Below are 23971 nucleotides of genomic sequence, written 5' to 3'. Positions count from 1 at the left end.
ATATAGTTTTCCTGAAACTTTTTTACATGCTTTATGAAACACAGGTTGTTAATTTTATATTGGCATTAAATCATTTTAATTATTAATATTTACAATTGATAGACAAAATAATTATGAAAAGAGTGATGCTATAAAATTCAAATCATGATAATAAAATTGAACTACCATTAGTCACTTGTGGAAACTTGAAAAAATTTTTATATTTAATAGCTAATTTTGTAAAAAAATAGAATGAATAAATCCAATAAAATAAATGAGGTCTTTTACTTTTTTAATAAAAATCCCCACTATATAAATATGGGGATTTTTATTGTGAGTTCATTAAATCTTATTGTTTTTGAACTAACCATTCGGCTACTTGTTTAGCGAAATAAGTTAATATTCCATCTGCACCAGCACGTTTAAAGCAAAGCAAGGATTCCATGATTACGGATTGTTTATCTAACCAACCATTTTCAATTGCTGCGCACAGCATGGCATATTCGCCAGAAACTTGATAAGCAAATGTTGGAACGGCGAAGCTCTCTTTTACTCTTCTAACCATATCAAGATAAGGCATACCTGGTTTTACCATGACCATATCAGCCCCTTCGCTAAGATCTTGATAAATTTCTTGCAAAGCTTCATTACTGTTGGCGGGGTCTAGTTGGTAAGTTTTTTTATTACCGCCTTTTATATTGGGAGCGGATCCAACGGCATCACGAAACGGACCATAAAAACTTGAAGCATATTTTGCTGAATACGCCATGATTTGAGTGTTAACAAAATTATGCTTTTCTAACTCATCGCGAATTGCGCCGATGCGTCCATCCATCATATCACTTGGCGCGATAATATCTGCACCAGCTTGGGCTTGAATTAACGCTTGTTTAACAAGAATTTCGACAGATATATCATTTTGCACATAACCATGTTCATCAATAATACCATCTTGTCCGTGCGTTGTGTAAGGGTCAAGGGCTACGTCAGTTAGAATACCTAACTCAGGAATTTCTTTTTTTAATGCTCGAATCGCTTTGGGTACTAATCCATTTTCATTATAAGCTTCCTGTGCGAGTAATGATTTTTTTGCAGGTTCAATGGCTGGAAATAATGAAAGAACAGGGATACCTAGTTTAGCCACATATTCAGCTTCTTTTAATAGTATATCAATACTCATTCGATTAACGTTTGGCATGGATGAAACAGGTTCAGTGATATTGTTTCCTTCAACGATAAAAACAGGATAAATTAGATCATTAATCGTTAGCTGATTTTCTGCAACTAAACGGCGACTAAAATCATAAACACGATTGCGGCGTAAGCGGCGCTTGGGGTACTGACCGGTAATAAACGATGACATAAAAATACCTATCTATATTAATAAAAATGGTTTTATTATCTAATTGAGTAGGGAGATTAGCAAATTAATTTGTTATGATACAATAATTGGATATTTTACTTTACAACATATATCCATTAGAGGTAAAATTGCGCACTAATTTTTAGTCCTTTGTGATATTAAACAAATTTGAGGTGAGAGGCACATGCCAGTAATTAAAGTACGTGAAAATGAACCTTTCGATGTAGCATTACGTCGTTTTAAACGTTCTTGCGAAAAAGCAGGAGTTTTAGCTGAAGTTCGTAATCGTGAATTTTACGAAAAACCAACTACTATTCGTAAACGCGCAAAAGCAGCTGCTGTTAAACGTCATGCTAAAAAATTAGAAAGAGAAAACGCTCGTCGCACTCGTCTATATTAATAGTTATACTAAAAGTTTAAATTGATATAAAATTCAATTTTATCTATTTTTTATAAAAAATTTTTACAAGCCGTACATATATATACGGCTTGTTGTCTTTGCGTATAGTGCCAATATCGGTTGAATTATCATGAAAGGTCTTATTCCTCGCGATTTTATTTTAGACTTGATTGCTCGCACAAGTATACTTGATGTGATCAGCAAACGTGTCAAAATGAAAAAAAAGGGGAATAATTACTTTGGTTGTTGTCCTTTCCATGATGAGAAAACTGCCTCTTTTTCATTGAATGAAAAAAAACAGATCTATTATTGTTTTGGTTGTGGGGCATCTGGTTCGGTTGTAAATTTTTTAATGCAATATGAACGTTTGTCTTTTCCCGAAGCTATTGAAGAATTAGCTAGTATGCAAGGAATTCGAGTTCCTTATACGGATAATGAGAATAACCAAATAGATCAATCAAAACAGATTGAATCTCGAAATATTCGCCGTGATCTGTATACGTTAATGGCCAAAATAACCAATTTTTACCAACAGCAATTAGCATTATCAACCTCGATTGATGCACATAAATATCTAGAACAACGTGGGCTAAATACGGAAATTATAGCTAGGTATAAAATTGGTTACGCCCCTAATTCAAGCCAATTAGCTTTTCAAACTATTGTAAAGACAAAAAACGAAGCAGAGTTATATGATAAAGCAGGGATGTCAGTTAATAATGATAGAGGTAATCGATTCGATCGCTTTCGCGGGCGAATCATGTTCCCAATTCGTGATAGACAAGGTAATGTGATCGCCTTTGGTGGAAGAACTATCATTAATGACTCGGCAAAATATTTAAACTCACCAGAAACGCCTATTTTTCATAAAGGTTTTCAGTTATATGGACTTTATGAAGCTTTGGAAGCCAATCGTAACCCTCTACAATTAATAATTGTAGAGGGTTATATGGATGTTGTATCTCTGGCCCAATATGATATTGATTATGCGGTAGCAGCTCTAGGGACAGCAACATCAGAAGAACATATTAAACTTCTATTTAGAGCTACAGATTCTGTTATCTTTTGTTATGATGGAGATAATGCAGGAAGGAATGCTGCTTGGCGAGCATTAAATGTTTTATTACCCTGCTTGATTGATGGTAAAGAGATAAGCTTTGCTTTTTTACCTCAAGATGAAGACCCAGATAGTTTTGTACGTAAAGTCGGTAAAACAGGTTTTGAAGATTACCTGAAAACCGCACCAAACCTGTCTAAATTTTTATTTGATGAATTACTAAAACAAGTTGATTTGAAAACACCGGAAGGGAAAGCTAAATTAAGTTCATTGGCGCTTCCTTTACTTGATCAAATAAAAGCAAAGGCTTTCCGATTAAATTTATTACAACAACTTGGGCGTTATTTAGGATTACTTGATTTGTCTCAAATAGAGCAATTGATGCAATCTAATCGCCAAAAATATGAAAGTAAGGTTCCAGAAACTGCACCAATAGCACAAATGAAGTTAACAACAATGCGTATTTTGATCGGTTTATTACTTCAATATCCTAATCTTGCGCAGCTTGTTTCCGATATTAATGCTATTGGTCAAGTGAAAATGGCTGGTATTGATATTTTTATTGAACTACTTGAATTATGCCAGCGCTATCCTAATATAACTACTGCACAAATATTAACTGAGTGTTTAGAAAGGCCGTTTTATAAGCAAATTAGTCGTTTATCAACCTGGGAGTTTCATTACCAAGATGATGATATAGAATCTATTTTTAAACATACTTTAAAAGAGTTATATGATAATATACTCGCCCAAAGACAAGATGAACTAATCGCAAAAGAGAGAGTCTCCGGCTTAAGTACCGCAGAGAAAAAAGAATTAGCGACATTAATACTTGTTTTATCAAAAAAAGACTAAATATATAGGGTATACGTAGATAACAGCTAATGTTCTACATATATAATATACACATGACCAAATAACTAAAAGTGGATACCTTTTATGGAGCAAAATTCTCAATCACAGCTAAAACTCCTAATTATTCGTGGTAAGGAGCTAGGATACCTAACCTATGCTGATGTCAACGATCACTTGCCTGAAGAGATTATTGATTCAGATCAGATTGAAGATATTATCCAAATGATTAATGATATGGGGATTCAAGTTCTTGAAGAAGCCCCTGATTCTGATGAGTTATTACTTTCAGATAATGTCCCTGATGAAGAAGCCGTTGAAGCAGCAACAGCATTAGTATTATCTAATGTTGAGTCAGAAATAGGTCGAACAACCGATCCTGTTCGTATGTATATGCGAGAAATGGGAGCGGTAGAACTTTTAACTCGTGAAGGTGAAATTGATATTGCCAAACGTATTGAAGATGGCATTAATCAGGTTCAAACTTCAGTGTCTGAATACCCAGAGGCGATTACTTATCTACTTGAGCAATATAACTTAGTCGAAAGTGGAGAAGTTCGTTTATCTGATTTAATTACCGGTTTTGTTGATCCAAATGCGGAAGAAGTAACAGAAGAATTACCTGAAGATTTAGAAGATAGTGAAACCGAGATCGAAATAGACGATAGTGACGATGAAAATGAAGATGAGGATGGTGATTCATCTGCAGATGAAGATGTTTCGATTGATCCTGAAGTAGCTAGAGCAAAATTTGCTGAATTACAAGAACAGCATAATAAAACTTCTGAAGCTATTAAAAAATATGGAAGAGGTCACAAAAAAGCACAAAAAGAGATCGAAAATTTATCAGAGATTTTCAAACAATTTCGTTTAGTAGCTAAACAGTTCGATATACTTGTCAACAATATGAGAAGTATGATGGATCGTGTAAGAGCACACGAACGTGTAATTATGAAGATCTGCGTTGAACAATGTAAGATGCCGAAAAAACAATTTATGAATTATTTCACTGGAAATGAAAATAACATGGATTGGTATAATAAAGCATTAACTTCGAAAAGTGCTTTTGCGGCTAATTTAAAAGATTTCGAGGAGCAAATTGCTGCACAAGTTAACTTGTTGCAACAAATTGAAACGGAAACTAATCTTTCTATTGAGCAAATTAAAGATATTAATCGTCGTATGTCTATTGGTGAAGCAAAAGCACGACGCGCTAAGAAAGAAATGGTTGAAGCAAACTTACGTTTAGTTATTTCTATAGCAAAAAAATACACTAACCGTGGATTACAGTTCTTAGATCTGATTCAAGAAGGTAATATCGGTCTAATGAAAGCTGTAGATAAGTTTGAATACCGTCGAGGTTATAAATTCTCAACTTATGCAACTTGGTGGATTAGACAAGCTATCACACGTTCAATTGCCGACCAAGCAAGAACAATTCGTATTCCAGTACATATGATTGAGACGATCAATAAGTTAAATCGTATTTCACGCCAAATGTTACAAGAAATTGGTCGCGAACCGACACCAGAAGAGTTATCTGAACGTATGCAAATGCCAGAAGATAAAATTCGTAAAGTGTTGAAGATTGCTAAAGAACCAATTTCAATGGAAACACCAGTTGGTGATGATGAAGATTCACATTTAGGTGACTTTATTGAAGATACCGCACTAGAGCAACCATTAGATGCAGCAACATCTGAAAGCTTGCGCAGTGCAACACGTGATATCTTATCTGGTTTAACGCCACGCGAAGCAAAAGTATTACGTATGCGATTTGGTATTGATATGAATACCGATCATACGCTTGAAGAAGTTGGTAAACAATTTGATGTAACACGTGAACGTATTCGTCAAATTGAAGCTAAAGCGTTACGTAAATTACGTCATCCAAGTCGTTCGGATGTTCTTCGTAGCTTCTTAGAATAAGTGTTCTTACACGTAAACTATATCGCCACTATTGTGGCGATTTTTTTAGCAAAAAAGATTGGTAACTATGAATATACTCCAACGTTTGAAGATTGATCCATTCTTATTGACTTTAATTTGTGTTGTTATTACTGCAAGTATTTTGCCTTGTAAGGGACAAACTAAAATATTCTTTGAGCACCTTACAACTTTTGCCATTGGATTGTTATTTTTTATGCATGGCGCTAAACTTTCTTTTCAATCCATTATTATTGGCATAAAAAATTGGCGATTACATTTGTTAATATTTGCAACGACCTTTGTGGTTTTTCCTATCTTAGGCGTTATGATGCAATTTTTAGTGCCAACTTTTTTATCGCAAGAATTTTATTTAGGCTTTGTGTACCTTTGTGTTTTACCTGCAACAGTACAATCAGCAATAGCATTTACTTCGATAGCAAGAGGGAATGTAGCTGCTGCAATTTGTAGTGCCTCAGCATCAACATTATTGGGTGTTTTTATTACTCCTATTTTAGTTGGGTTACTAATGAATACTCAAGCTGTTGCTTCAATGGATATAGTCGATGCAATTACCTCAATAATGTTAAAATTGATGTTACCTTTTATTATTGGTCATTTATCGCGTCGCTTTATAATCAAATGGATAGAAAAATACAAAAATATCATTTCTAAAACTGATCGTTTATCAATTTTATTGGTGGTTTATGTTGCTTTTAGTGATGCAGTTATTAATGGCATTTGGGCACAAGTTGGTCTTTTATCGTTATTAAACATAATATTTTTCTCAATTGTATTATTAGTTATTGTTTTATTGATTACGACCTATAGTGCAAGACTATTTGGTTTTAGCAAAGAAGATGAAATTACAATCGTATTTTGTGGTTCAAAAAAAAGTTTAGCTAGTGGTATTCCCATGGCCGGTGTTATTTTTCCAATGTCGATTATGGGAATTATGATTTTACCTTTAATGATCTTTCATCAGATTCAATTAATGATCTGTGCTTTTTTAGCTGCCCGCTATGCTAAACGAAAAATGTAAAATTTGTTTTGCTCATTATCCTATTCTAAAGGATAATAGAGTCGTTAATTAACAACAGAAAGATCTATTATGTTTCATCTATTTTCTGATTTAGAATTTTCAACTATTGTATTATTAGTCTTTGCATTGTTATTTGTGCTTTTTTACGAGGCTATAAATGGATTTCATGATACAGCCAATGCTGTTGCAACGGTTATTTATACCAGAGCATTGAAAGAGCAACTTGCCGTTTTTATGGCAGGAGTGTTTAATTTCTTCGGTGTGTTGCTTGGTGGCCTTAGTGTTGCTTATGCGATTGTGCACTTATTACCAACCGATTTATTACTCAATGTAAGTTCTACACATGGGCTTGCAATGGTATTTTCTATTTTATTCGCAGCAATTATTTGGAATTTAGGAACTTGGTATGTTGGCATCCCTGCATCAAGTTCTCATACCTTAATTGGTTCCATTATTGGTGTGGCACTTGCTAATGCATTTATTATGGATACATCAATTATTGATGCGCTTAATATTCCAAAGATGATTCAAATCTTTTTATCATTAATTATTTCACCAGTAATTGGTCTTGTTGTTGCTGGTTTAATGATTTTTTTACTACGTAAATATTGGACACGTAAAAGTCAAAGCAAAAAAAGTAGTAAAAAAAGAGAACGTATTTTCATGACACCAGAGCAGCGTGAAAAACTCTATGGTAAGAAAAAGCCTCCATTTTGGATTCGCATAATGCTTATTATATCAGCAGCCGGTGTAAGCTTTTCACATGGTGCTAACGATGGGCAAAAAGGAATTGGTTTATTAATGTTAGTGCTAATGGGCATTGCTCCCGCAGGTTTTATTGTTAATATGAGTGCTTCAACTTATGATATTACCAATACTCGCAATGCTATCCACAATATTGAAGACTATTTTGTTACTCATAATCAAGATTTAACAACTGTAATTGGCTCTCAATCTACAGTTGACTCTAACGTGCCTATCAGCGATTTAAATCAATATCATTGTGATTATTCGCGTTCTTTTATTACATTAAATATTGCTAATAATCTATTTAATAAAATGAATGATTATGAATCTCTTACTGTTGAGCAACGTTCACAAGCTAGACGTATACTACTTTGCTTGTCCGATACTGTTTCACATGTTGCTAAACAACCAAATATTTCATCAGAAGATAAACAATATTTAAAATCGGTCAATAATGACTTACTTAAAACAATTGAATATGCACCTATTTGGATCATCATCTCAGTGGCTTCAGCGCTTGCTATTGGTACTATGATTGGATGGCGTCGGGTTGCTGTTACCATTGGTGAAAAAATTGGTAAAAAAGGGATGACTTATGCTCAAGGTGTTTCGGCGCAAATTACCACAGCACTTTCAATTGGTATTGCTAGCTATACGGGTATGCCAGTATCAACTACTCAAGTCCTTTCATCATCAGTGGCTGGAACAATGATCGTTGATGGTGGTGGTGTACAAAGCAAAACGATTAAAAATATTGCATTAACATGGATTTTGACATTGCCGATTTCAATTTTGTTATCTGGGTCACTTTTTTGGCTTGCTCAAAAATTAATTTAGTAGTAAAAAGAGAGTATAAATTCAAAATTTAACCTGAGCGTCAAAATAGGAAGGAGTAAAATATCATGGCTTATAAACATATATTAGTCGCAGTGGATTTATCACCTGAAAGTGAAGTTCTTGTCGAAAAAGCGGTCTCTATGGCAAGGCCATATAATGCTCAAATCTCTTTGATTCATGTTGGTATTAACTATTCTGATCTATATACAGGATTAGTTGATATTAATATGAATGATATGAAAGACAAAATCACAGAAGATGCGCACATTGCTTTAAATAAACTGGCTGATGATGCTGGATATCCTATTGCGCACACACTTTCAGGAAATGGTGAGTTTGGTCAAGTATTGATTGAAGCGATTCACGAATATGGCGCTGATCTTGTTGTGTGTGGTCATCATCAGGATTTTTGGAGTAAGTTAATGTCTTCTGCACGTCAATTAATCAATAATACTCATATTGATACATTGATTGTTCCATTGAAAGACGAAGAACCATCAGAAGAACTTGCTAAATGAAATTTAAATATTAGCCCGCTTTTTTAGCGGGTTTTTTATAAGAGTTGTTTTGCATTATTGTCAAGAAGTTTCAGGTTAACTATACGTTTAAGTAAAATTATGTATTTACCACTTTTTGCATAATTATCATATTGATTATGAGAATATACTCGTATCTATATTATCTTTAAGCCTATAAGGAGTTTTACTATGAATATTGCTTTAGTTACTGGCGCTTCCTCTGGATTTGGACAAGCTATTTGCTGCAAGCTAATAGCCGATGGCTATAAAGTTATTGGTGTCGCTAGGCGAACCGATAAACTACAGAAAATAGCTGATGAATTAGGTTCAAATTTCTTACCATTGTCTTTAGATGTAACAAAAAAAGATGCGGTGGAATCAATTTTGTTACAACTTCCTAAAGAGTTCCAACCAATTGATATTTTAATTAATAATGCTGGATTAGCTTTAGGATTAGAGCCAGCATACCAAGCAGACTATAATGATTGGGAAACCATGATTGAAACCAATATAATAGGCTTAGTACATTTAACTCACCAAATTTTGCCAGGAATGGTCGAACGTAATTTTGGATATATTATTAACCTTGGTTCAGTAGCAGGTAGTTATGCTTATAAAGGCGGTAATGTTTATGGTGCATCGAAAGCATTTGTTAAGCAGTTTAGTGCAAATTTACGAACAGATCTTTTAGGAAAAAAAATTAGAGTTACCAATATTGAGCCTGGTTTGTGTGGTGGTACAGAATTTTCAAATGTAAGGTTTCATGGAAATGATGAACAAGCGGCGGAAGTATATAAAGGCGTAGATTATATCACGCCCGAAGATATAGCTAATACCGTATCTTGGTTAGTTAATACACCAACGCACTTTAATGTTAACTCAATTGAGATAATGCCTGTTGCACAAGCTTCAGCCGGATTATCTGTTTGCAAGGATTTATAATAATAAACTTATTAGCTATTAATTGGTATATGCTGTTTACTAAAAGTAAAAAACTATGTTTAATAAACAAAATACACTTGCACTTCTGCTGACGGGTTGCTATTCTTTCATCTTGTGATTTTGATTGGGGTTTATTGCAATGACATTTTCTGAAGTAACGAAAACATTTGCGACAAGTTTGCCGGGTACGGATAGCTATGTAAAACTACGCAAGGCAATGAGAGCATTAATTCAAGAAGATTCGAAAAATGCATCGGTCTATTTTTTGATCTTTGGATTTGCCCGTACTTATGTCATGTTATATGAAGATCAGGAAGTATCACCGCAGTTTGCCGAAGACAATCAAAAATTAATGTTGTCGTACCTCAATATTCTTGATGAAGCATTAAATAAACAAGATGCGCAAAGTATATATCAAGCTTTGAATAAAGTTGTTAATGAGTACGAAAACAGCAAAAAAGTTTTTTAGAATTACAGCCTGACATGAAAATGTCGGGCTGTTTTGTTTAGAGTTTAAGTGAAAAAGTTTTAGGAAAAATAATGATTATTTCAATCCGTATGACAGGCATTATTGGCACCTTAGGTACTATTACGCGATCTAGGGCGGGTTGATTTTTCCCAAAAAATATAAAAAACCCGCCCCTAAAAGGCGGGTTTTTTTATTGTGTAATAAATATTTTTATTAAAATTTAACTATAGTTTGAAAATAAAATTATAACTAATGTTATAACACTAAAGGGTTTTCATAATACCTATCGATGTAAAAAAGTCGAATAATTGTATTTTGAATCGTAATGGCATAAATAAAAAAGATAAGTAAGGTGTGATATGAAAGTTTTAAAATTTGGAGGAACATCTGTTGCTAACGCAGAACGTTTTTTGCGAGTAGCAGAGATAATTGAAAATAATGCTAAACAAGAACAAACAGCGACTGTTTTATCAGCACCTGCTAAAATCACTAATCATTTAGTTGCAATGGTTGAAAAAACAGTTGCCGGACAAGAAATCAAAAACAATATTTATGATGCGGAAAAAATTTTTGCTGATTTATTAGCGGGGCTTGCAAAAGTACAACCTAATTTTGCTTATGAAGAAATGAAACGTTTTGCGTTAAATGAATTAAATCATATTAAGCAATTGCTGGAAGGAATTCGCTTATTAGGTCAATGCCCAGATAGTATTAATGCATCAATTATTTGTCGTGGTGAAAAACTGTCAATTACTATTATGCAAGAGCTGCTTAAGGCGAAAGGTCACACCATTACCGTAATTGATCCTGTTGCAATGCTTATTGCGGAAGGTGGCTACTTAGAATCTACGGTTGATATTCCCGAATCAAGTCATCGAATTGCACAGATGTGCATTCCACAGCAAAATATTATTTTAATGCCTGGGTTTACAGCGGGTAATGACAAAGGGGAGTTGGTTGTACTTGGTCGTAATGGTTCTGATTATTCGGCTGCTGTTCTTGCTGCTTGTTTAAGAGCCAATAGCTGTGAAATTTGGACCGATGTTGATGGTGTTTACACTTGTGATCCTCGCACTGTTCCTGATGCTAAATTACTAAAAACTATGTCATATCAAGAAGCGATGGAACTTTCTTATTTTGGCGCTAAAGTTCTTCATCCTAGAACTATTTTACCTATTGCACAGTTCCAAATTCCATGTTTAATAAAAAATACCAATAACCCTGATGCACCAGGTACACTTATTGGCGCCAATGTTGTTGATTCAACCACTCCTGTAAAAGGGATTACTAATTTAAATAATATGGCGATGATTAATGTTTCTGGTCCTGGTCTAAAAGGCATGGTTGGTATGTCGGCTCGGGTTTTTTCGGCGATGTCTTACGCAGGCATATCTGTTGTTCTTATTACACAATCATCATCTGAATACAGTATCAGTTTTTGTGTACCACAATCTGAACTTTATCGTGCAGAAGAAGCTTTAAGTGATGAATTCTTCTTAGAATTAAAAGATGGATTACTTGAACCGATTGAAATTATTGAAAGACTGGCTATTATCTCAGTTGTGGGCGATGGTATGCGCACATTACGTGGATTATCAGCTAATTTCTTTACTGCATTAGCTAGAGCAAATATTAACATTGTCGCTATTGCACAAGGATCATCTGAACGTTCAATTTCAGTTGTGGTTGATAATGATGTTGCGGTAATGGGCGTTCGAGTTGCTCATCAAATGCTATTTGGAACAGATAAAATGCTTGATGTCTTTGTAATTGGTGTTGGTGGTGTGGGTGGCGCACTTGTTGATCAAATTGGTCGCCAACAAAAATGGCTTAAAAACAAACAGATTGATTTACGGGTATGCGGTTTATTTAATTCAAAACATAGCGTGCTTAATCGAGATGGTATTATTCTTGATAATTGGCGTGAACAAATCAAACAGAGTGAAATGAAATACACATTAGATAGTATTATTGAATTTGCCAAAAATAACCGACTGCTTAACCCAATTCTAGTCGATTGTACTTCAAGTAGCGAAGTATCCGACAAATATGCTGACTTTTTAGCTAATGGTTTCCATGTGGTTACTCCAAATAAAAAAGCAAATACCAGCTCTATGGCCTATTATCTACGCTTACGCCAAGAAGCTGCAAAAAGTAAACGCAAATTCCTATATGATACCAATGTAGGTGCAGGCTTACCGGTAATTGAAAACTTACAAAATTTACTAAATGCGGGTGATGAGCTTATTAAATTTTCAGGGATATTATCAGGTTCGCTTTCTTTCATTTTCGGTAAGCTTGATGAAGGAATGTCATTGTCTGAAGCAACTAAACTAGCTAAAGAGAAAGGTTTTACTGAGCCAGATCCTCGGGATGATTTATCTGGAACAGATGTTGCTAGAAAATTACTTATTTTAGCGCGAGAAGCTGGATTACAACTTGAACTCGATCAAATTAATGTTGAATCTGTTTTACCCGCTGAATATTCCCAAGGCAATATTGATGAGTTTATGACTAAATTACCGCAATTAGATGCTGAATTTAAAGCAAAATCTGAACAAGCAGCCAAAAACGGAAAAGTATTACGATATGTTGGTAGTATCGAAAATAATCAATGTAGTGTTAAAATTGAAGCAGTTGATAGTGAAGACCCTCTTTATAAAGTTAAGAATGGCGAAAATGCTTTAGCATTTTATACTCGTTATTATCAACCAATTCCATTAGTACTACGTGGTTATGGGGCGGGTAATGACGTGACTGCAGCGGGTGTTTTTGCTGATATTTTACGCACTACATCAGGTAAAATCGGAGGTTAAATGAGTCATAAATCTTTAACAGTATATGCGCCAGCATCAATGGCGAATATCAGTGTTGGTTTTGATATTTTAGGTGCTGCCATTAATCCGATTAGTGGTGTGATGTTGGGTGATCTGATCACAGTTGAAACCGCAACAGAATTCTCTCTTACTTGTAAAGGAATATTTGTTCAAAAGTTACCACGCGATCCTAAATACAATATTGTATATCAATGCTGGCAGCGTTTTTGTGAAGCGATGGGTAAAACGCTCCCAGTTAGTATGACACTTGAAAAAAATATGCCTATTGGTTCAGGATTAGGATCCAGTGCATGTTCAGTAGTAGGGGCATTGGTTGCTTTAAATGAATTTTTTGATAAGCCATTTAGTGAGTTTGAAATGCTTTCTATGATGGGAGAACTTGAAGGTCGGATTTCTGGAAGCGTTCATTACGATAATGTTGCACCCTGTTATTTGGGAGGAATGCAACTTATCCTTGATGAAATGGGGATTATTAGTGAATCCATTCCACATTTTGACAATTGGTATTGGGTGATGGCCTATCCAGGTATAAAGGTATCGACAGCTCAAGCACGAGCTATTTTGCCTGCACAATATCAAAAAGCGGATTGCGTCGCTCATGGTCGATATGTTGGTGGTTTTATTCACGCTTGTTACACAAATCAACCAAAACTTGCTGCAACAATGCTGCGCGATAATATTGCAGAACCTTATCGTAAACAACTATTACCTAACTTTGATGAAACGCAAAATCGGGTAAAACAACTTGGTGCTTTAGCATCGGGTATTTCTGGATCAGGACCGACCATGTTTGTCATTGCTGACAAACTTGAAACAGCGCAGCAAATTGAATTGCTATTAAAAAATTGCTACTTACAAAATGAGGAAGGTTTTACGCATATTTGTAAGATAGATAACCAAGGCGCAAGAGTTATATAACTCTATCTACGATATAAAGTTTGAAAGTTTCCATAGCGTTATCGATAGGTCAATAAATGACTAACAGATAAAGTAAACAATATAAGCATAAAGATAATCGGAAAATATTATGAAATTGTACAACTTAAAAGATCACACACAGCAAGTTAGCTTTGCACAAGCAGTACAACAAGGATTAGGAAGAGGACAAGGTCTATTTTTTCCTCAAGATTTACCAAAATTTTCGCTAAATGAAATTGATGCATTATTAAAACTAGATTTTGTAAGTCGTAGTGCCAAGATTTTATCCGCTTTTATTGGTGATGAAATTGGTGATACTGATATGCATAGATTGGTAAAAAATGCATTTCAGTTTCCTGCTCCAGTCAAATCAGTAGAAAAAGATATAGGTTCATTAGAGTTATACCATGGCCCAACATTAGCCTTTAAAGATTTTGGTGGTCGCTTTATGGCCCAGGCTTTGGTGCAAGTTGCGGCTGATAAAAAAATTACGATTCTAACTGCGACATCCGGCGATACTGGAGCAGCGGTTGCTCATGCATTTTATCATTTACCGAATATTCGAGTAGTGATTTTATATCCAGAAGGAAAAATTAGTCCATTACAAGAAAAGCTATTTTGTACGCTTGGCGATAATATTCATACTATTGCGATACAAAGTGATTTTGATGCTTGCCAAGCGTTAGTTAAAAAAGCATTTGATGATGAAGATTTAAAAACAGCCATTGGCTTAAATTCAGCTAATTCTATTAATATAAGTCGATTATTAGCACAAATTTGTTACTATTTTGAAGCTTTCGCTCAGTTAACCCCAGCACAACGTGAGCAATTAGTGATTTCGGTACCAAGTGGCAATTTTGGTGACTTAACAGCAGGTCTACTTGCTAAGACAATGGGATTACCAATTAAACGTTTCATTGCTGCAACCAACGCCAATGATACTGTGCCACGCTATTTGGAAACAGGTAAGTGGGAACCTCATGCAACGGTAGCAACGCTATCCAATGCTATGGATGTTAGCCAACCTAATAATTGGCCTCGTATTGAGGAGATTTATAAAAGAGAAGGGTGGGCGCTTAAATCACTTGGTCATGCTGCAGTCTCTGATGAAGTATCCAAACAGACGGTACAGGAACTTGACAAAAAAGGTTACCTTTCTGAACCTCATGGTGCAATTGCTTATCGTGCACTGCGTGATCAGTTACAAGAAGGGGAATACGGACTATTTTTAGGTACTGCACATCCAGCTAAATTTAAAGAAGTGGTAGAAGACATTCTTGGTAAATCAATTCCTCTACCGAAAGCTCTCGCTGAACGTGCGGATATGACATTGCTTTCTCATTATATGCCAGATGATTTTGCCAAATTGCGTGATTTTTTAATCAAATTAGATTGGTAAATCTTTATTTCCGTCGTTAGTTTGGCGACGGAATTTTTGTTTTATTATTTTTTATTAACCTAATCTATTGGATTATTGTTTATTTTTTTATAATTGGCAAGTCCTTAATCTCTTTCTAATGTTAATATTGAAGCTAATAAATTTTCTTTAATAGTTTAGATTAGGTAATGCCAATTTCGACTTACCACGAGTTTTTTATTTTAAGAAAATTATGATTTAATGTGTCTGCGTATTTTTTGTTTCTGTTGATGTGTTTACCGTCAATTATTATTGTTGATCTAGATTATAATTATTTGATTTCTTATTCTTTCTAGCTTTTCTTGTTATGCGATCTTAAAACTATAACTAAAAAACGTTAGAATTTTTAAACATTTATCAATGTTATAGCATAGTGGCAATAAATGTAATGAAATGATAAGAATAATAATGTATATATTCATTAATTTAATAGTTTTTTTAATAAATTAATGAGGATTATTTCTTAATTTTAGTTATGTTTAAAATGAATAGAATCATAAAATTATTAATGTAACAACCATTCATTATTGAAACCTTGTTTTAATTGATATTTTCAGCTATTGTAGTGTTAGTTGTGACATTATTAGGATAATTTTATGCACTGTCCGTTTTGTAATGCTGATGATACCAAGGTGATTGATTCACGTCTTGTTGGTGAGGGTTTTCAAGTTCGTCGCCGTCGACAATGTGTAGAATGCAATGAACGTTTTACTACATTTGAAGTTGCTGAATTAATTATGCCTAATGTTATCAAAAGTAATAAAGTTCGTGAGCCGTTCAATGAAGATAAATTACGCAATGGTATAAAACGCGCATTAGAAAAGCGCCCAGTTGGTCTTGATGCAATTGAAGACGCAATTACGCGTATAAAATCAAAAATTAGAGCAACCGGTGAACGTGAAATACCAGCTAAACTTATCGGTAATTATGTTATTGAAGAACTAAAAGATCTAGATAAAGTTGCCTATATCCGTTTTGCTTCAGTCTATTTTAGTTTTCATGATATTGAGCAGTTTAGTAATGAAATTGCTAAACTACAACAAAAATAATTACGTGATATGATAAGAGATAAAGATCAATTTTATATGCAGCAAGCAATTGAGCTTGCTAAACTCGGACGCTTTACTACCCCTCCCAATCCTAATGTCGGTTGTGTTATTGTTAGAGATGATCAGATAATCGGCAAAGGTTATCATCAAAAAGCTGGTGAACCTCATGCAGAGGTTTATGCGCTAAAAATGGCTGGCAATAAGGCACAAGGAGCAACCGCTTATGTGACATTAGAACCATGTAGTCATTTTGGTCGAACTCCTCCCTGTGCTGATGCATTGATAAAAGCAGGTATAACTCGTGTTGTTGTTGCTATGCAAGACCCTAATCCCAATGTTGCGGGTAACGGTATTAAACGATTAAGAGACGCTGGAATTGAAGTTATTGTTGGTGTTTTATATGAACAAGCTGAAGCCATTAATAAAGGTTTTTTAAAATGTATGCGTACAGGCATACCTTATGTCCAACTTAAACTCGCTTCTTCGTTAGATGGTAAAATTGCTATGGCATCAGGCGAAAGTAAATGGATCACTTCAAGTACAGCAAGACAAGATGTACAACAATATCGAGCTCAAGCCAGTTGTATTTTAAGTACTCGAGCAACGGTTCAGGCTGATAAGGCAAGTTTAACGGTTAGATATGACGAATTACCTAATGAGATTAGAAAAATCTATCCAGCAGAAAATATTCGACAACCGATTCGCATTATCATAGACAGTCAAAATCGATTAACAGGGGATGAAAATATTTTCAGACAATCAGGTGAGACATGGATCGTGCGTAAACAAAATATCCCAATTATTAAACCCAATACCAAGTTAATTATTGAATCTTCAGATCAAAATTACATAGATCTAGTCCAATTATTAAAGGAATTAGGTAAAAATCAGATTAATTCTGTTTGGGTTGAAGCGGGGGCACATCTTGCTGGTGCGTTGATTGAACATGATTTAGTTGATGAACTCATTATTTATTATGCGCCTAAATTGCTAGGTCATAATGCAAAAGATTTATGTGTTTTACCTAATCTTAAAAAATTATCCTTAGCACCCCAATTTCAATTTGAATCCGTAAAAGCAATAGGTGATGATTTAAGGACTATTTTAAAAAGAAAGTAAACTGCTTTGGTCATGATTCAATAAGTTAAATAAGATGAAAACTGGAAATAGAAAAGCGATTTAATTGATATGTATGATAAAACAAAATTTAGTATGCTCAATATTGATGATTTTTTTTGTTCAAATCAATATCAAACTTTTGAAGATTTTAGTTACGCTGATGTCCAAGGCATAGGAAAAGGTGGTTATCAAATTCTATTTTTTTATATTTTAGATCGTGTTGAGGCATTATCAATTGAAGAAGTTACAAATAACGCTTTTTTAATTGATAAAGCTAATCAAATTTTAAGTTACCTTGGTTTTGATTTTAAGATTGGTCACCCGTTTGAGTTAACTGATGAATTTAATCATAACTATAGATTTAAAGATAGTATTATTGAAGATCAGATACGTTATTATTATGATTTTAAAGGAATGTTAATTGTTCTAGGTATTACTTGGGAAGGCATTTTGGACTCATTTGAAATGGTTAACAATGAAACAATTATCAATAATCGTCTGGAGTTTTTTACTACCTAATATTCTTCATATAGTTTAAAAACTAACTGTATTAACCGATTTAATTGATTAATCGTCAATCAGATGGAGATAACCTCCCATGAGTTCACATCATTTCTTCTCATGGGATGATTATATTAGTTTCCTTGAAGGATTGTTAATAGTTCTTCTGGTTTTTTAACTGATTGAATTCGCTCTATTGTATTTTCAGCAATAACCGCTCGCGTTAATTGCCGTAAAATATCTAAATGTTCATTATTTTTAGCTGCTATACCGACTACCACATAAGCAATATTGTTATCTTCATCCCATTTTATGCCTTGCGGATAATATATTACTTTCAAACCAGTTTCAATGACACTACTTCGTTTATCTGTAGTGCCATGTGGAATGGCAATACCGTTACCCAAAAATGTGGAAATTTGTGCATCACGGTCAAACATGGCTTGAGTATAGTCATCTTTGACTAAACCAGATTTAATCATGTTTTCTGCTACAGCTTGAATTGCCTCTGATTTAGAATAATATCCATTAATGATTGAAATATCATCGGCTGTTAATTTTAAATTGCTCATTTTATTTCCTTGTTGATTTAGATAAATAGAATATTAAATGATATATCAAAGGGTTAATTATTTAGTTGTTTTAGTCGCTATTTGTCGGTTTTGATGAATACGCAATAAACCTAACAATATTGCTCCAACTAATGCCCCAGTAAAAATACAACCGACCCATAAAAATGGTTTATTGACTAACGGAAGTACTAAGAAACCACCATGAGGTGCAGGTACTTGTATTTGACTAATAAATGTTAATACTGATGCGATAGCTGAAGATAACATCATAATAGGAATTACGCGTAGTGGATCTTTTGCTGCGAATGGAATGGCTCCTTCGGTGATATGGGTTGCTCCTAAAATATAATTTACTACACCTGCGGCACGTTCTTCTTCAGTAAAAGCCTTACCTCGAAAAATAGTAGTGGAAAAAGCGATAACAAAAGGAGGAACAATACAAGCTGCTGAAACACCCGCCATAAAGTAGAAGTTGCCCTCACCTAATAACATCGTACCTGTTACATAGGCAGCTTTATTAACAGGCCCACCAAAGTCGAATGAACACATTGCTCCAATAACCATACCAAGTAAAACAGGATTAGCAGATTGTAATGACTCGAGGAATGATTTCATTGCATTGTTAATATCTGCTATTGGACCACCCAGTAAGAACATTCCAGCGCCGATTACAAATACACCAATTAATGGCATAATAAATATGGATTTAAGGCCTTCAAATGAACGAGGTAGTCCATCAAGTAATTTTTTGACAAAAAGCATCAAGTAACCAGCAGCAAAGCCAGCTATAATGCCCCCTAAGAATCCTGCACCAGTGACATTGGCTATTAATCCGCCAACAAACCCAGCAACCATCGCAGGCCTTCCGCCTATTGAGTAAGCAATAAAACCAGTAAAGATTGGTACCATTATGCCAAATGCTTGTCCTCCTATTTTCATCAATAACGCTGCAAACTCATTGTATTGAGCATTATTGGGATCGGCAGAATAGATTCCCCATAAAAATGATAAAGCAATCAAGACTCCACCAGCTACCACAAAAGGCAACATGTTTGATACACCACTCATTAAATGTTTATAGATTTGACGTCCAATCGACTCTTTTACTACCACTTGATTTGATGATGTCGTGTTAGTAGTACTATTTTGTGTCCCTTTACGAATAGGAATCGTTCCAGAAGTAATTTGTTCAATTAATGTCACAGCTTTATGAATACCATCTTTAACGGGAACTTCAATAACAGGTAATCCATTAAATCGATCGGGATTGACGTCTTTATCTGCTGCGATAATCACGCCAATCGCATTTGCAATATCAGCATCAGTAATAGCATTATCAACACCTCCAGCACCATTTGTTTCAACTTTTATTTCTATTCCTGCTTTTTGGGCTGCAGTTTTCAACGCTTCTTCTGCCATATAAGTATGGGCAATGCCTGTTGGGCATCCTGTAACGGCTAATATCTTCTTCATAACATTCCCCTTTTATTTAATTTTGGTTACTGCTAGTTTGTCCATATAGACGTTGATTTTATCAAGTAAACCTAAGCCATCTGATTCGGCAACATTAGCGCCCGTTGCGGAAGCCTTTTTCATTGCATTCTCAATATTTCCTTGTTCTGGTAACCACTCGCTTAAAAAAGCTGCCAGTGATGCATCACCCGCACAAGCAGAGCTAACCAATTTGATTGTAACGGCATCGCAAAACCAAATGTGTTGCCTATTTGAAAAATAGAGACCTTTAGATCCCATCGTTAATAAAATATTTTGAGCACCGAATGAGTGCAATGTTTCTATAGCTGTAATGACTTGTTCAATTGTTTGGGTTTTCAATCCAAAAATATCATTTAATTCATCATCATTTGGTTTAATTAACAAAGGATGATAAGTGAGTAATTGTTTTAATTTTGGATGGCTGATGTCTAAAATAACTTGTATATTCTGTTTATGACATAACTCTATGATAGATTGGTAATAATCAGATTCAATATTATTTGGTAAACTACCACTAATGACCAAATAACTATTTTTTTCAAGATTACAGATAATATTTAGCATTTCTGCCTTTTTGTTATCTGGAACAAAGGGGCCTTTACCAACTAATTTATATTCTTTCTGTCCATCATTAATAAAAACATTAATACGTGTGATATCGTCAATAAAGCAAGGCATTGTTTGAATTTGCATCTTAGTTAATTCTTCAACGATATATTTACCGGTAAATCCTCCAAAAAATCCTAATGCACACGTTGGTTTGTTAAATTTATGCAACACTATTGAAACATTGACTGCTTTGCCATTTGGACTGTATTCAGTATGTGATGTACGATTGACAGAATATGGAATTAATCCTTGGCAATGTATATTCATATCAATCGCAGTATTAAGTGTTAATGTATAGATCATTATATTGGCCTCTACAATTTACCTGCACATCCACAAGTAGTGATAATTTTTTTAACAATCTCTTTCATTGCCGCTTTTGCGGGTTTCATATAATGACGAGGATCATTAGCATCTGGATGCTCAATAAAATATTCTTTTAATGCATCAGAAAAAGCGATTTTCAATTCTGTTGCTACATTGACTTTACATATACCCCGTTTAATACATTCACGAACATCTTTATCAGGAACACCTGAAGCGCCATGTAGTACCAGTGGAATATCTACCATAGAACGGATCTCTGATAAACGCTCAAAGTCAAGTTTTGGTTCAGATTTATAAAGCCCATGAGCTGTACCTATTGCAATTGCAAGTGAATCAATACCTGTCTTTTCAATAAAATCTACCGCTTGTTTGGGATTTGTATATAAGGCATCTTTAGCATCGACCATTAGATCATCTTCTATTCCGCCAAGGCGTCCTAGTTCTGCTTCAACACTGACATCATAACGGTGAGCATATTCAACAACTTGTTTTACGATGGCAATATTCTCTTCATATGGAAAATGTGAACCATCGATCATTACCGATCTTATGCCAGCGTTAATTTTGTAAGCGATATCGTTATATTCTTCATGGTGATCTAGATGCACAGCTAAAGGAATGTTGTGTTTTTTCGATAACTCTTCAGCAATGGCGATGATATTTTCCGTACCAGCATAACTATAGGTACCGGGTGTTCCAGCTAAGATAACTGGAGACTGTAATTCAGAAACTGTTTCAACAACAACTTGTATCGTTTCTAAATTATGGATATTAAAGGCAGGAACAGCATAATGTTCTTTTTGTGCTTTTTTTAACATGTTATGACTGGAAATGATAGACATGTGTTTTCTCCTTAAATTTCTAAAAATTGTAAAAAATTATAACTTTCAATTCGAAACTTATAATTTAAAATTATGCTTACAAAACGAAAGTTGTGCTAGTGTTAATCGCGTGAGGAAGATCACAAAAATGGATTTTAATATTCAAAAAATAATAAATTTGTTGCCAAAATTTAGTTTTGGCGGTTAACTATTTACTACCTAGATTAGGTTGTAAGAACAATATAATTATTCTTGATTTTTTTAAAGAATTAAGTAATTATTCGATCAATTGATATTGACCACTAGTATGATAAATTTTATTATCTTTGTTTTAATAATTATCAGTTATATAGGAAGTAAAATTTGGCTAGAGCGTCTTCAGCCCTACTAAAACGACGATTAGATATTGCCGAAATCGTACGCAAACAAGGTGAAGTAAAAGTGGATAAGTTATCTGACATGCTTCGAGTCTCGAATGTTACGATTCGACAAGATTTGACTTATTTGGAACAACAAGGATATCTAAAACGTTCTTTTGGGGGAGCGATTTATATTTCACCTGAGAATTTGATTAATCATACAACTATTGAACCACTAAATTACACTAATATAGGTATGGAAAGAGGTGAAATAGATTTAGTAAAAAATTGTTTAAACTATATTAATGATGGCGATACTCTTTTTTTAAGTCATGGCAATTTGATTCGAAAACTTATTCCTTTTTTGCATAACAAAAAGTCATTAAGATTGATTATGAATGACATTAATAATGCTCAATTAGTTAAAGAATTTTCTGATGCAGAAGTTATTCTTGTTGGGGGTGTTTTACAAGATGGAAATACTCTTCAAAATAGTAATACATTAACTCCTATCCTTAATCAATTTCATATTTCGCATTTCATTTTTGAACTAGCAGCTATTAATGATAATAATCATTTGATTATAGAAAATAGTGAACAACAAAATACGTATCAACAGATATTTAAAAATGCTGATCACACCATCGGTGTTTTGCCTCAACGATTTTTATTACCTGATAACTATAGTATTGGAAAATTAAAACATATGGATGTCGTAATATTATCAAAAGCAGCTGTTACTGAATATCATCAACAATTAATAGATTCAGATTTTAAGCAACGTGCTATAAACAAATACTGCATAACTTATCACAATTCAAAGGTAACTTAATATGCAATTTAAAATTTGTACTATTGGAGAATTACTTGTTGAGTTTTTAGCAAAAAAGCAAAACCAACGTTTTGATCAAACTGGTGAATTTATTGGGCCTTTCCCAAGTGGCGCACCTGCAATATTTGCCGATCAAGTAGCAAAATTAGGTTTTCCTGTCATTTTTTTTAGCTGTATAGGTAAAGATCCTTTTGGCAATATGTGTATTAAGCGACTTAAGCAAGATGGGGTTATTATTGATGGTATTACTACTCATAATAAGGCGAATACCGGTAGTGCTTTTGTAACTTATAAAGGTTCAAATGATAGAGACTTTATTTTCAATATTCCTAATAGTGCATGCGGCTTACTTTCGTTCAATCATATCAATGAGAACTTATTAAAAGACTGTAGTCATTTACATGTTATGGGCTCATCACTATATTCTTTTCGGGCAATTGATGCGATGCGTAAAGCACTTGATATCATTAAAAGTAAGGGTGGTACAATTTCGTTCGATCCTAATTTACGCAAGGAAATGTTTAATATTCAAGAGATGGAGCAATCTTTTGACTATATTATGGAATATACTGATATATTTTTACCAAGTGAGAGTGAAGTCAGTTATTTTGCTAGTAGTAACGATGAAAGTGAAGATCAAACAATGTTTACATTGCTCAATAAGGGTATTAAACACATTGTGGTAAAAAAAGGTAGTAAAGGTGCTGATTATTATGGTCGAGACGATAACAATAATTTATTAACATTGCATGTTGACGGCTTTATTACAACATCAGTTGATCCAACTGGAGCGGGGGATTGTTTTGGTGCGACATTTATCAGTCTGATGTTGGCAGGGTATTCAGTTGAGCAAGCATTGCAATATGCTAATGCCAGTGGTGCATTAGCGATATCGAAAACAGGCCCAATGGAAGGAACTTCTACATTTGCTGAATTAAAACAATTTATAGCTCAGTATAAGCAATAAATAAAAGTGTTGTATTA

The 23971-nt window shown here is 34.2% G+C and carries 21 protein-coding genes; 16 read left to right on the top strand and 5 right to left on the bottom strand.

Translation table 11 applies throughout. The features are described 5' to 3' along the window. Positions 1 to 328 precede the first annotated feature (328 nt). Positions 329 to 1342, bottom strand: a complete 1014-nt coding sequence (gene hemB, locus H3S73_RS03670; RefSeq protein ID WP_086327644.1) for a porphobilinogen synthase — start codon at positions 1340 to 1342, stop codon at positions 329 to 331. A 184-nt stretch (positions 1343 to 1526) separates the two neighbouring features. Here hemB and rpsU point away from each other — a divergent pair, with 184 nt between their 5' ends. The 14 genes from rpsU (at position 1527) to H3S73_RS03600 (ending at position 17991) form a co-directional block, all read left to right on the top strand. Then, positions 1527 to 1742 carry a 30S ribosomal protein S21 gene (gene rpsU / locus H3S73_RS03665; protein WP_034882800.1) on the top strand — a complete coding sequence of 72 codons (216 nt, stop codon included), beginning with the start codon at positions 1527 to 1529 and terminating at the stop codon, positions 1740 to 1742. Between the two features lie 130 nt (positions 1743 to 1872). Next, on the top strand, positions 1873 to 3654 hold the full coding sequence (gene dnaG / locus H3S73_RS03660) for a DNA primase (protein ID WP_198235604.1): 1782 nt from the start codon (positions 1873 to 1875) through the stop codon (positions 3652 to 3654). Positions 3655 to 3738: 84 nt separating this feature from the next. After that, a complete protein-coding gene (gene rpoD / locus H3S73_RS03655; RefSeq protein WP_065737728.1) occupies positions 3739 to 5580 on the top strand; it encodes an RNA polymerase sigma factor RpoD in 1842 nt (613 codons plus the stop codon). Positions 5581 to 5647: 67 nt separating this feature from the next. Then, on the top strand, positions 5648 to 6619 hold the full coding sequence (locus tag H3S73_RS03650; RefSeq protein ID WP_198235603.1) for a bile acid:sodium symporter family protein: 972 nt from the start codon (positions 5648 to 5650) through the stop codon (positions 6617 to 6619). A gap of 69 nt (positions 6620 to 6688) precedes the next feature. Then, complete coding sequence (gene pitA, locus H3S73_RS03645) at positions 6689 to 8203, top strand: inorganic phosphate transporter PitA (protein WP_065737726.1); 1515 nt, start codon at positions 6689 to 6691, stop codon at positions 8201 to 8203. Between the two features lie 65 nt (positions 8204 to 8268). Then, the gene (uspA, locus tag H3S73_RS03640; RefSeq protein WP_065602434.1) at positions 8269 to 8721 is read left to right on the top strand and encodes a universal stress protein UspA; all 453 of its coding nucleotides are present in this window, start codon (positions 8269 to 8271) and stop codon (positions 8719 to 8721) included. Positions 8722 to 8910: 189 nt separating this feature from the next. Then, positions 8911 to 9663: an SDR family oxidoreductase gene (locus tag H3S73_RS03635; protein WP_065737725.1), complete on the top strand. Its 753-nt coding sequence runs from the start codon at positions 8911 to 8913 to the stop codon at positions 9661 to 9663. 139 nt (positions 9664 to 9802) lie between these two features. Beyond that, positions 9803 to 10132 carry a hypothetical protein gene (locus tag H3S73_RS03630; RefSeq protein ID WP_198235602.1) on the top strand — a complete coding sequence of 110 codons (330 nt, stop codon included), beginning with the start codon at positions 9803 to 9805 and terminating at the stop codon, positions 10130 to 10132. A 359-nt stretch (positions 10133 to 10491) separates the two neighbouring features. Further along, a complete protein-coding gene (thrA, locus tag H3S73_RS03625) occupies positions 10492 to 12948 on the top strand; it encodes a bifunctional aspartate kinase/homoserine dehydrogenase I (RefSeq protein ID WP_039128552.1) in 2457 nt (818 codons plus the stop codon). Beyond that, positions 12949 to 13887, top strand: coding sequence for a homoserine kinase (gene thrB / locus H3S73_RS03620; protein ID WP_086326973.1), 939 nt, complete (start codon positions 12949 to 12951; stop codon positions 13885 to 13887). It begins immediately after the preceding gene. Between the two features lie 109 nt (positions 13888 to 13996). Further along, on the top strand, positions 13997 to 15286 hold the full coding sequence (gene thrC / locus H3S73_RS03615) for a threonine synthase (protein ID WP_144091808.1): 1290 nt from the start codon (positions 13997 to 13999) through the stop codon (positions 15284 to 15286). Between the two features lie 614 nt (positions 15287 to 15900). Then, the gene (gene nrdR / locus H3S73_RS03610) at positions 15901 to 16353 is read left to right on the top strand and encodes a transcriptional regulator NrdR (RefSeq protein ID WP_039129891.1); all 453 of its coding nucleotides are present in this window, start codon (positions 15901 to 15903) and stop codon (positions 16351 to 16353) included. Positions 16354 to 16362: 9 nt separating this feature from the next. Continuing rightward, positions 16363 to 17472: a bifunctional diaminohydroxyphosphoribosylaminopyrimidine deaminase/5-amino-6-(5-phosphoribosylamino)uracil reductase RibD gene (ribD, locus tag H3S73_RS03605; RefSeq protein WP_198235601.1), complete on the top strand. Its 1110-nt coding sequence runs from the start codon at positions 16363 to 16365 to the stop codon at positions 17470 to 17472. 69 nt (positions 17473 to 17541) lie between these two features. Beyond that, a complete protein-coding gene (locus H3S73_RS03600) occupies positions 17542 to 17991 on the top strand; it encodes a hypothetical protein (RefSeq protein ID WP_198226402.1) in 450 nt (149 codons plus the stop codon). Positions 17992 to 18107: 116 nt separating this feature from the next. On the opposite strand, the gene H3S73_RS03595 is transcribed toward H3S73_RS03600, so the two are convergent. From H3S73_RS03595 to H3S73_RS03580, 4 genes are read right to left on the bottom strand one after another with little or no spacing between them, the layout of a single operon-like run. Beyond that, complete coding sequence (locus H3S73_RS03595; protein ID WP_086326905.1) at positions 18108 to 18545, bottom strand: PTS sugar transporter subunit IIA; 438 nt, start codon at positions 18543 to 18545, stop codon at positions 18108 to 18110. A 57-nt stretch (positions 18546 to 18602) separates the two neighbouring features. Continuing rightward, positions 18603 to 20018 carry a PTS fructose transporter subunit IIC gene (locus H3S73_RS03590; protein WP_198235600.1) on the bottom strand — a complete coding sequence of 472 codons (1416 nt, stop codon included), beginning with the start codon at positions 20016 to 20018 and terminating at the stop codon, positions 18603 to 18605. A gap of 12 nt (positions 20019 to 20030) precedes the next feature. Beyond that, positions 20031 to 20951 carry a 1-phosphofructokinase gene (gene pfkB, locus H3S73_RS03585; RefSeq protein ID WP_198235599.1) on the bottom strand — a complete coding sequence of 307 codons (921 nt, stop codon included), beginning with the start codon at positions 20949 to 20951 and terminating at the stop codon, positions 20031 to 20033. Positions 20952 to 20962: 11 nt separating this feature from the next. Beyond that, positions 20963 to 21817, bottom strand: coding sequence for a tagatose bisphosphate family class II aldolase (locus H3S73_RS03580; RefSeq protein ID WP_086326902.1), 855 nt, complete (start codon positions 21815 to 21817; stop codon positions 20963 to 20965). Between the two features lie 342 nt (positions 21818 to 22159). Between H3S73_RS03580 and H3S73_RS03575 the strand changes: the two genes are divergently transcribed. Together H3S73_RS03575 and H3S73_RS03570 are read left to right on the top strand one after the other, a co-directional pair. Then, positions 22160 to 22987: a DeoR/GlpR family DNA-binding transcription regulator gene (locus tag H3S73_RS03575; protein WP_086326901.1), complete on the top strand. Its 828-nt coding sequence runs from the start codon at positions 22160 to 22162 to the stop codon at positions 22985 to 22987. 1 nt (position 22988) lies between these two features. Beyond that, a complete protein-coding gene (locus H3S73_RS03570; RefSeq protein WP_198235598.1) occupies positions 22989 to 23954 on the top strand; it encodes a sugar kinase in 966 nt (321 codons plus the stop codon). The last annotated feature ends 17 nt before the right edge of the window (positions 23955 to 23971 follow it).

This window comes from Gilliamella sp. B14384G12 (genome assembly GCF_016101825.1).
Taxonomy (GTDB): Bacteria; Pseudomonadota; Gammaproteobacteria; order Enterobacterales; family Orbaceae; genus Gilliamella; species Gilliamella apicola_N.
Note: the sequence above shows the minus strand (reverse complement) of the source record. Positions and strands in the feature narration are given on the sequence as shown.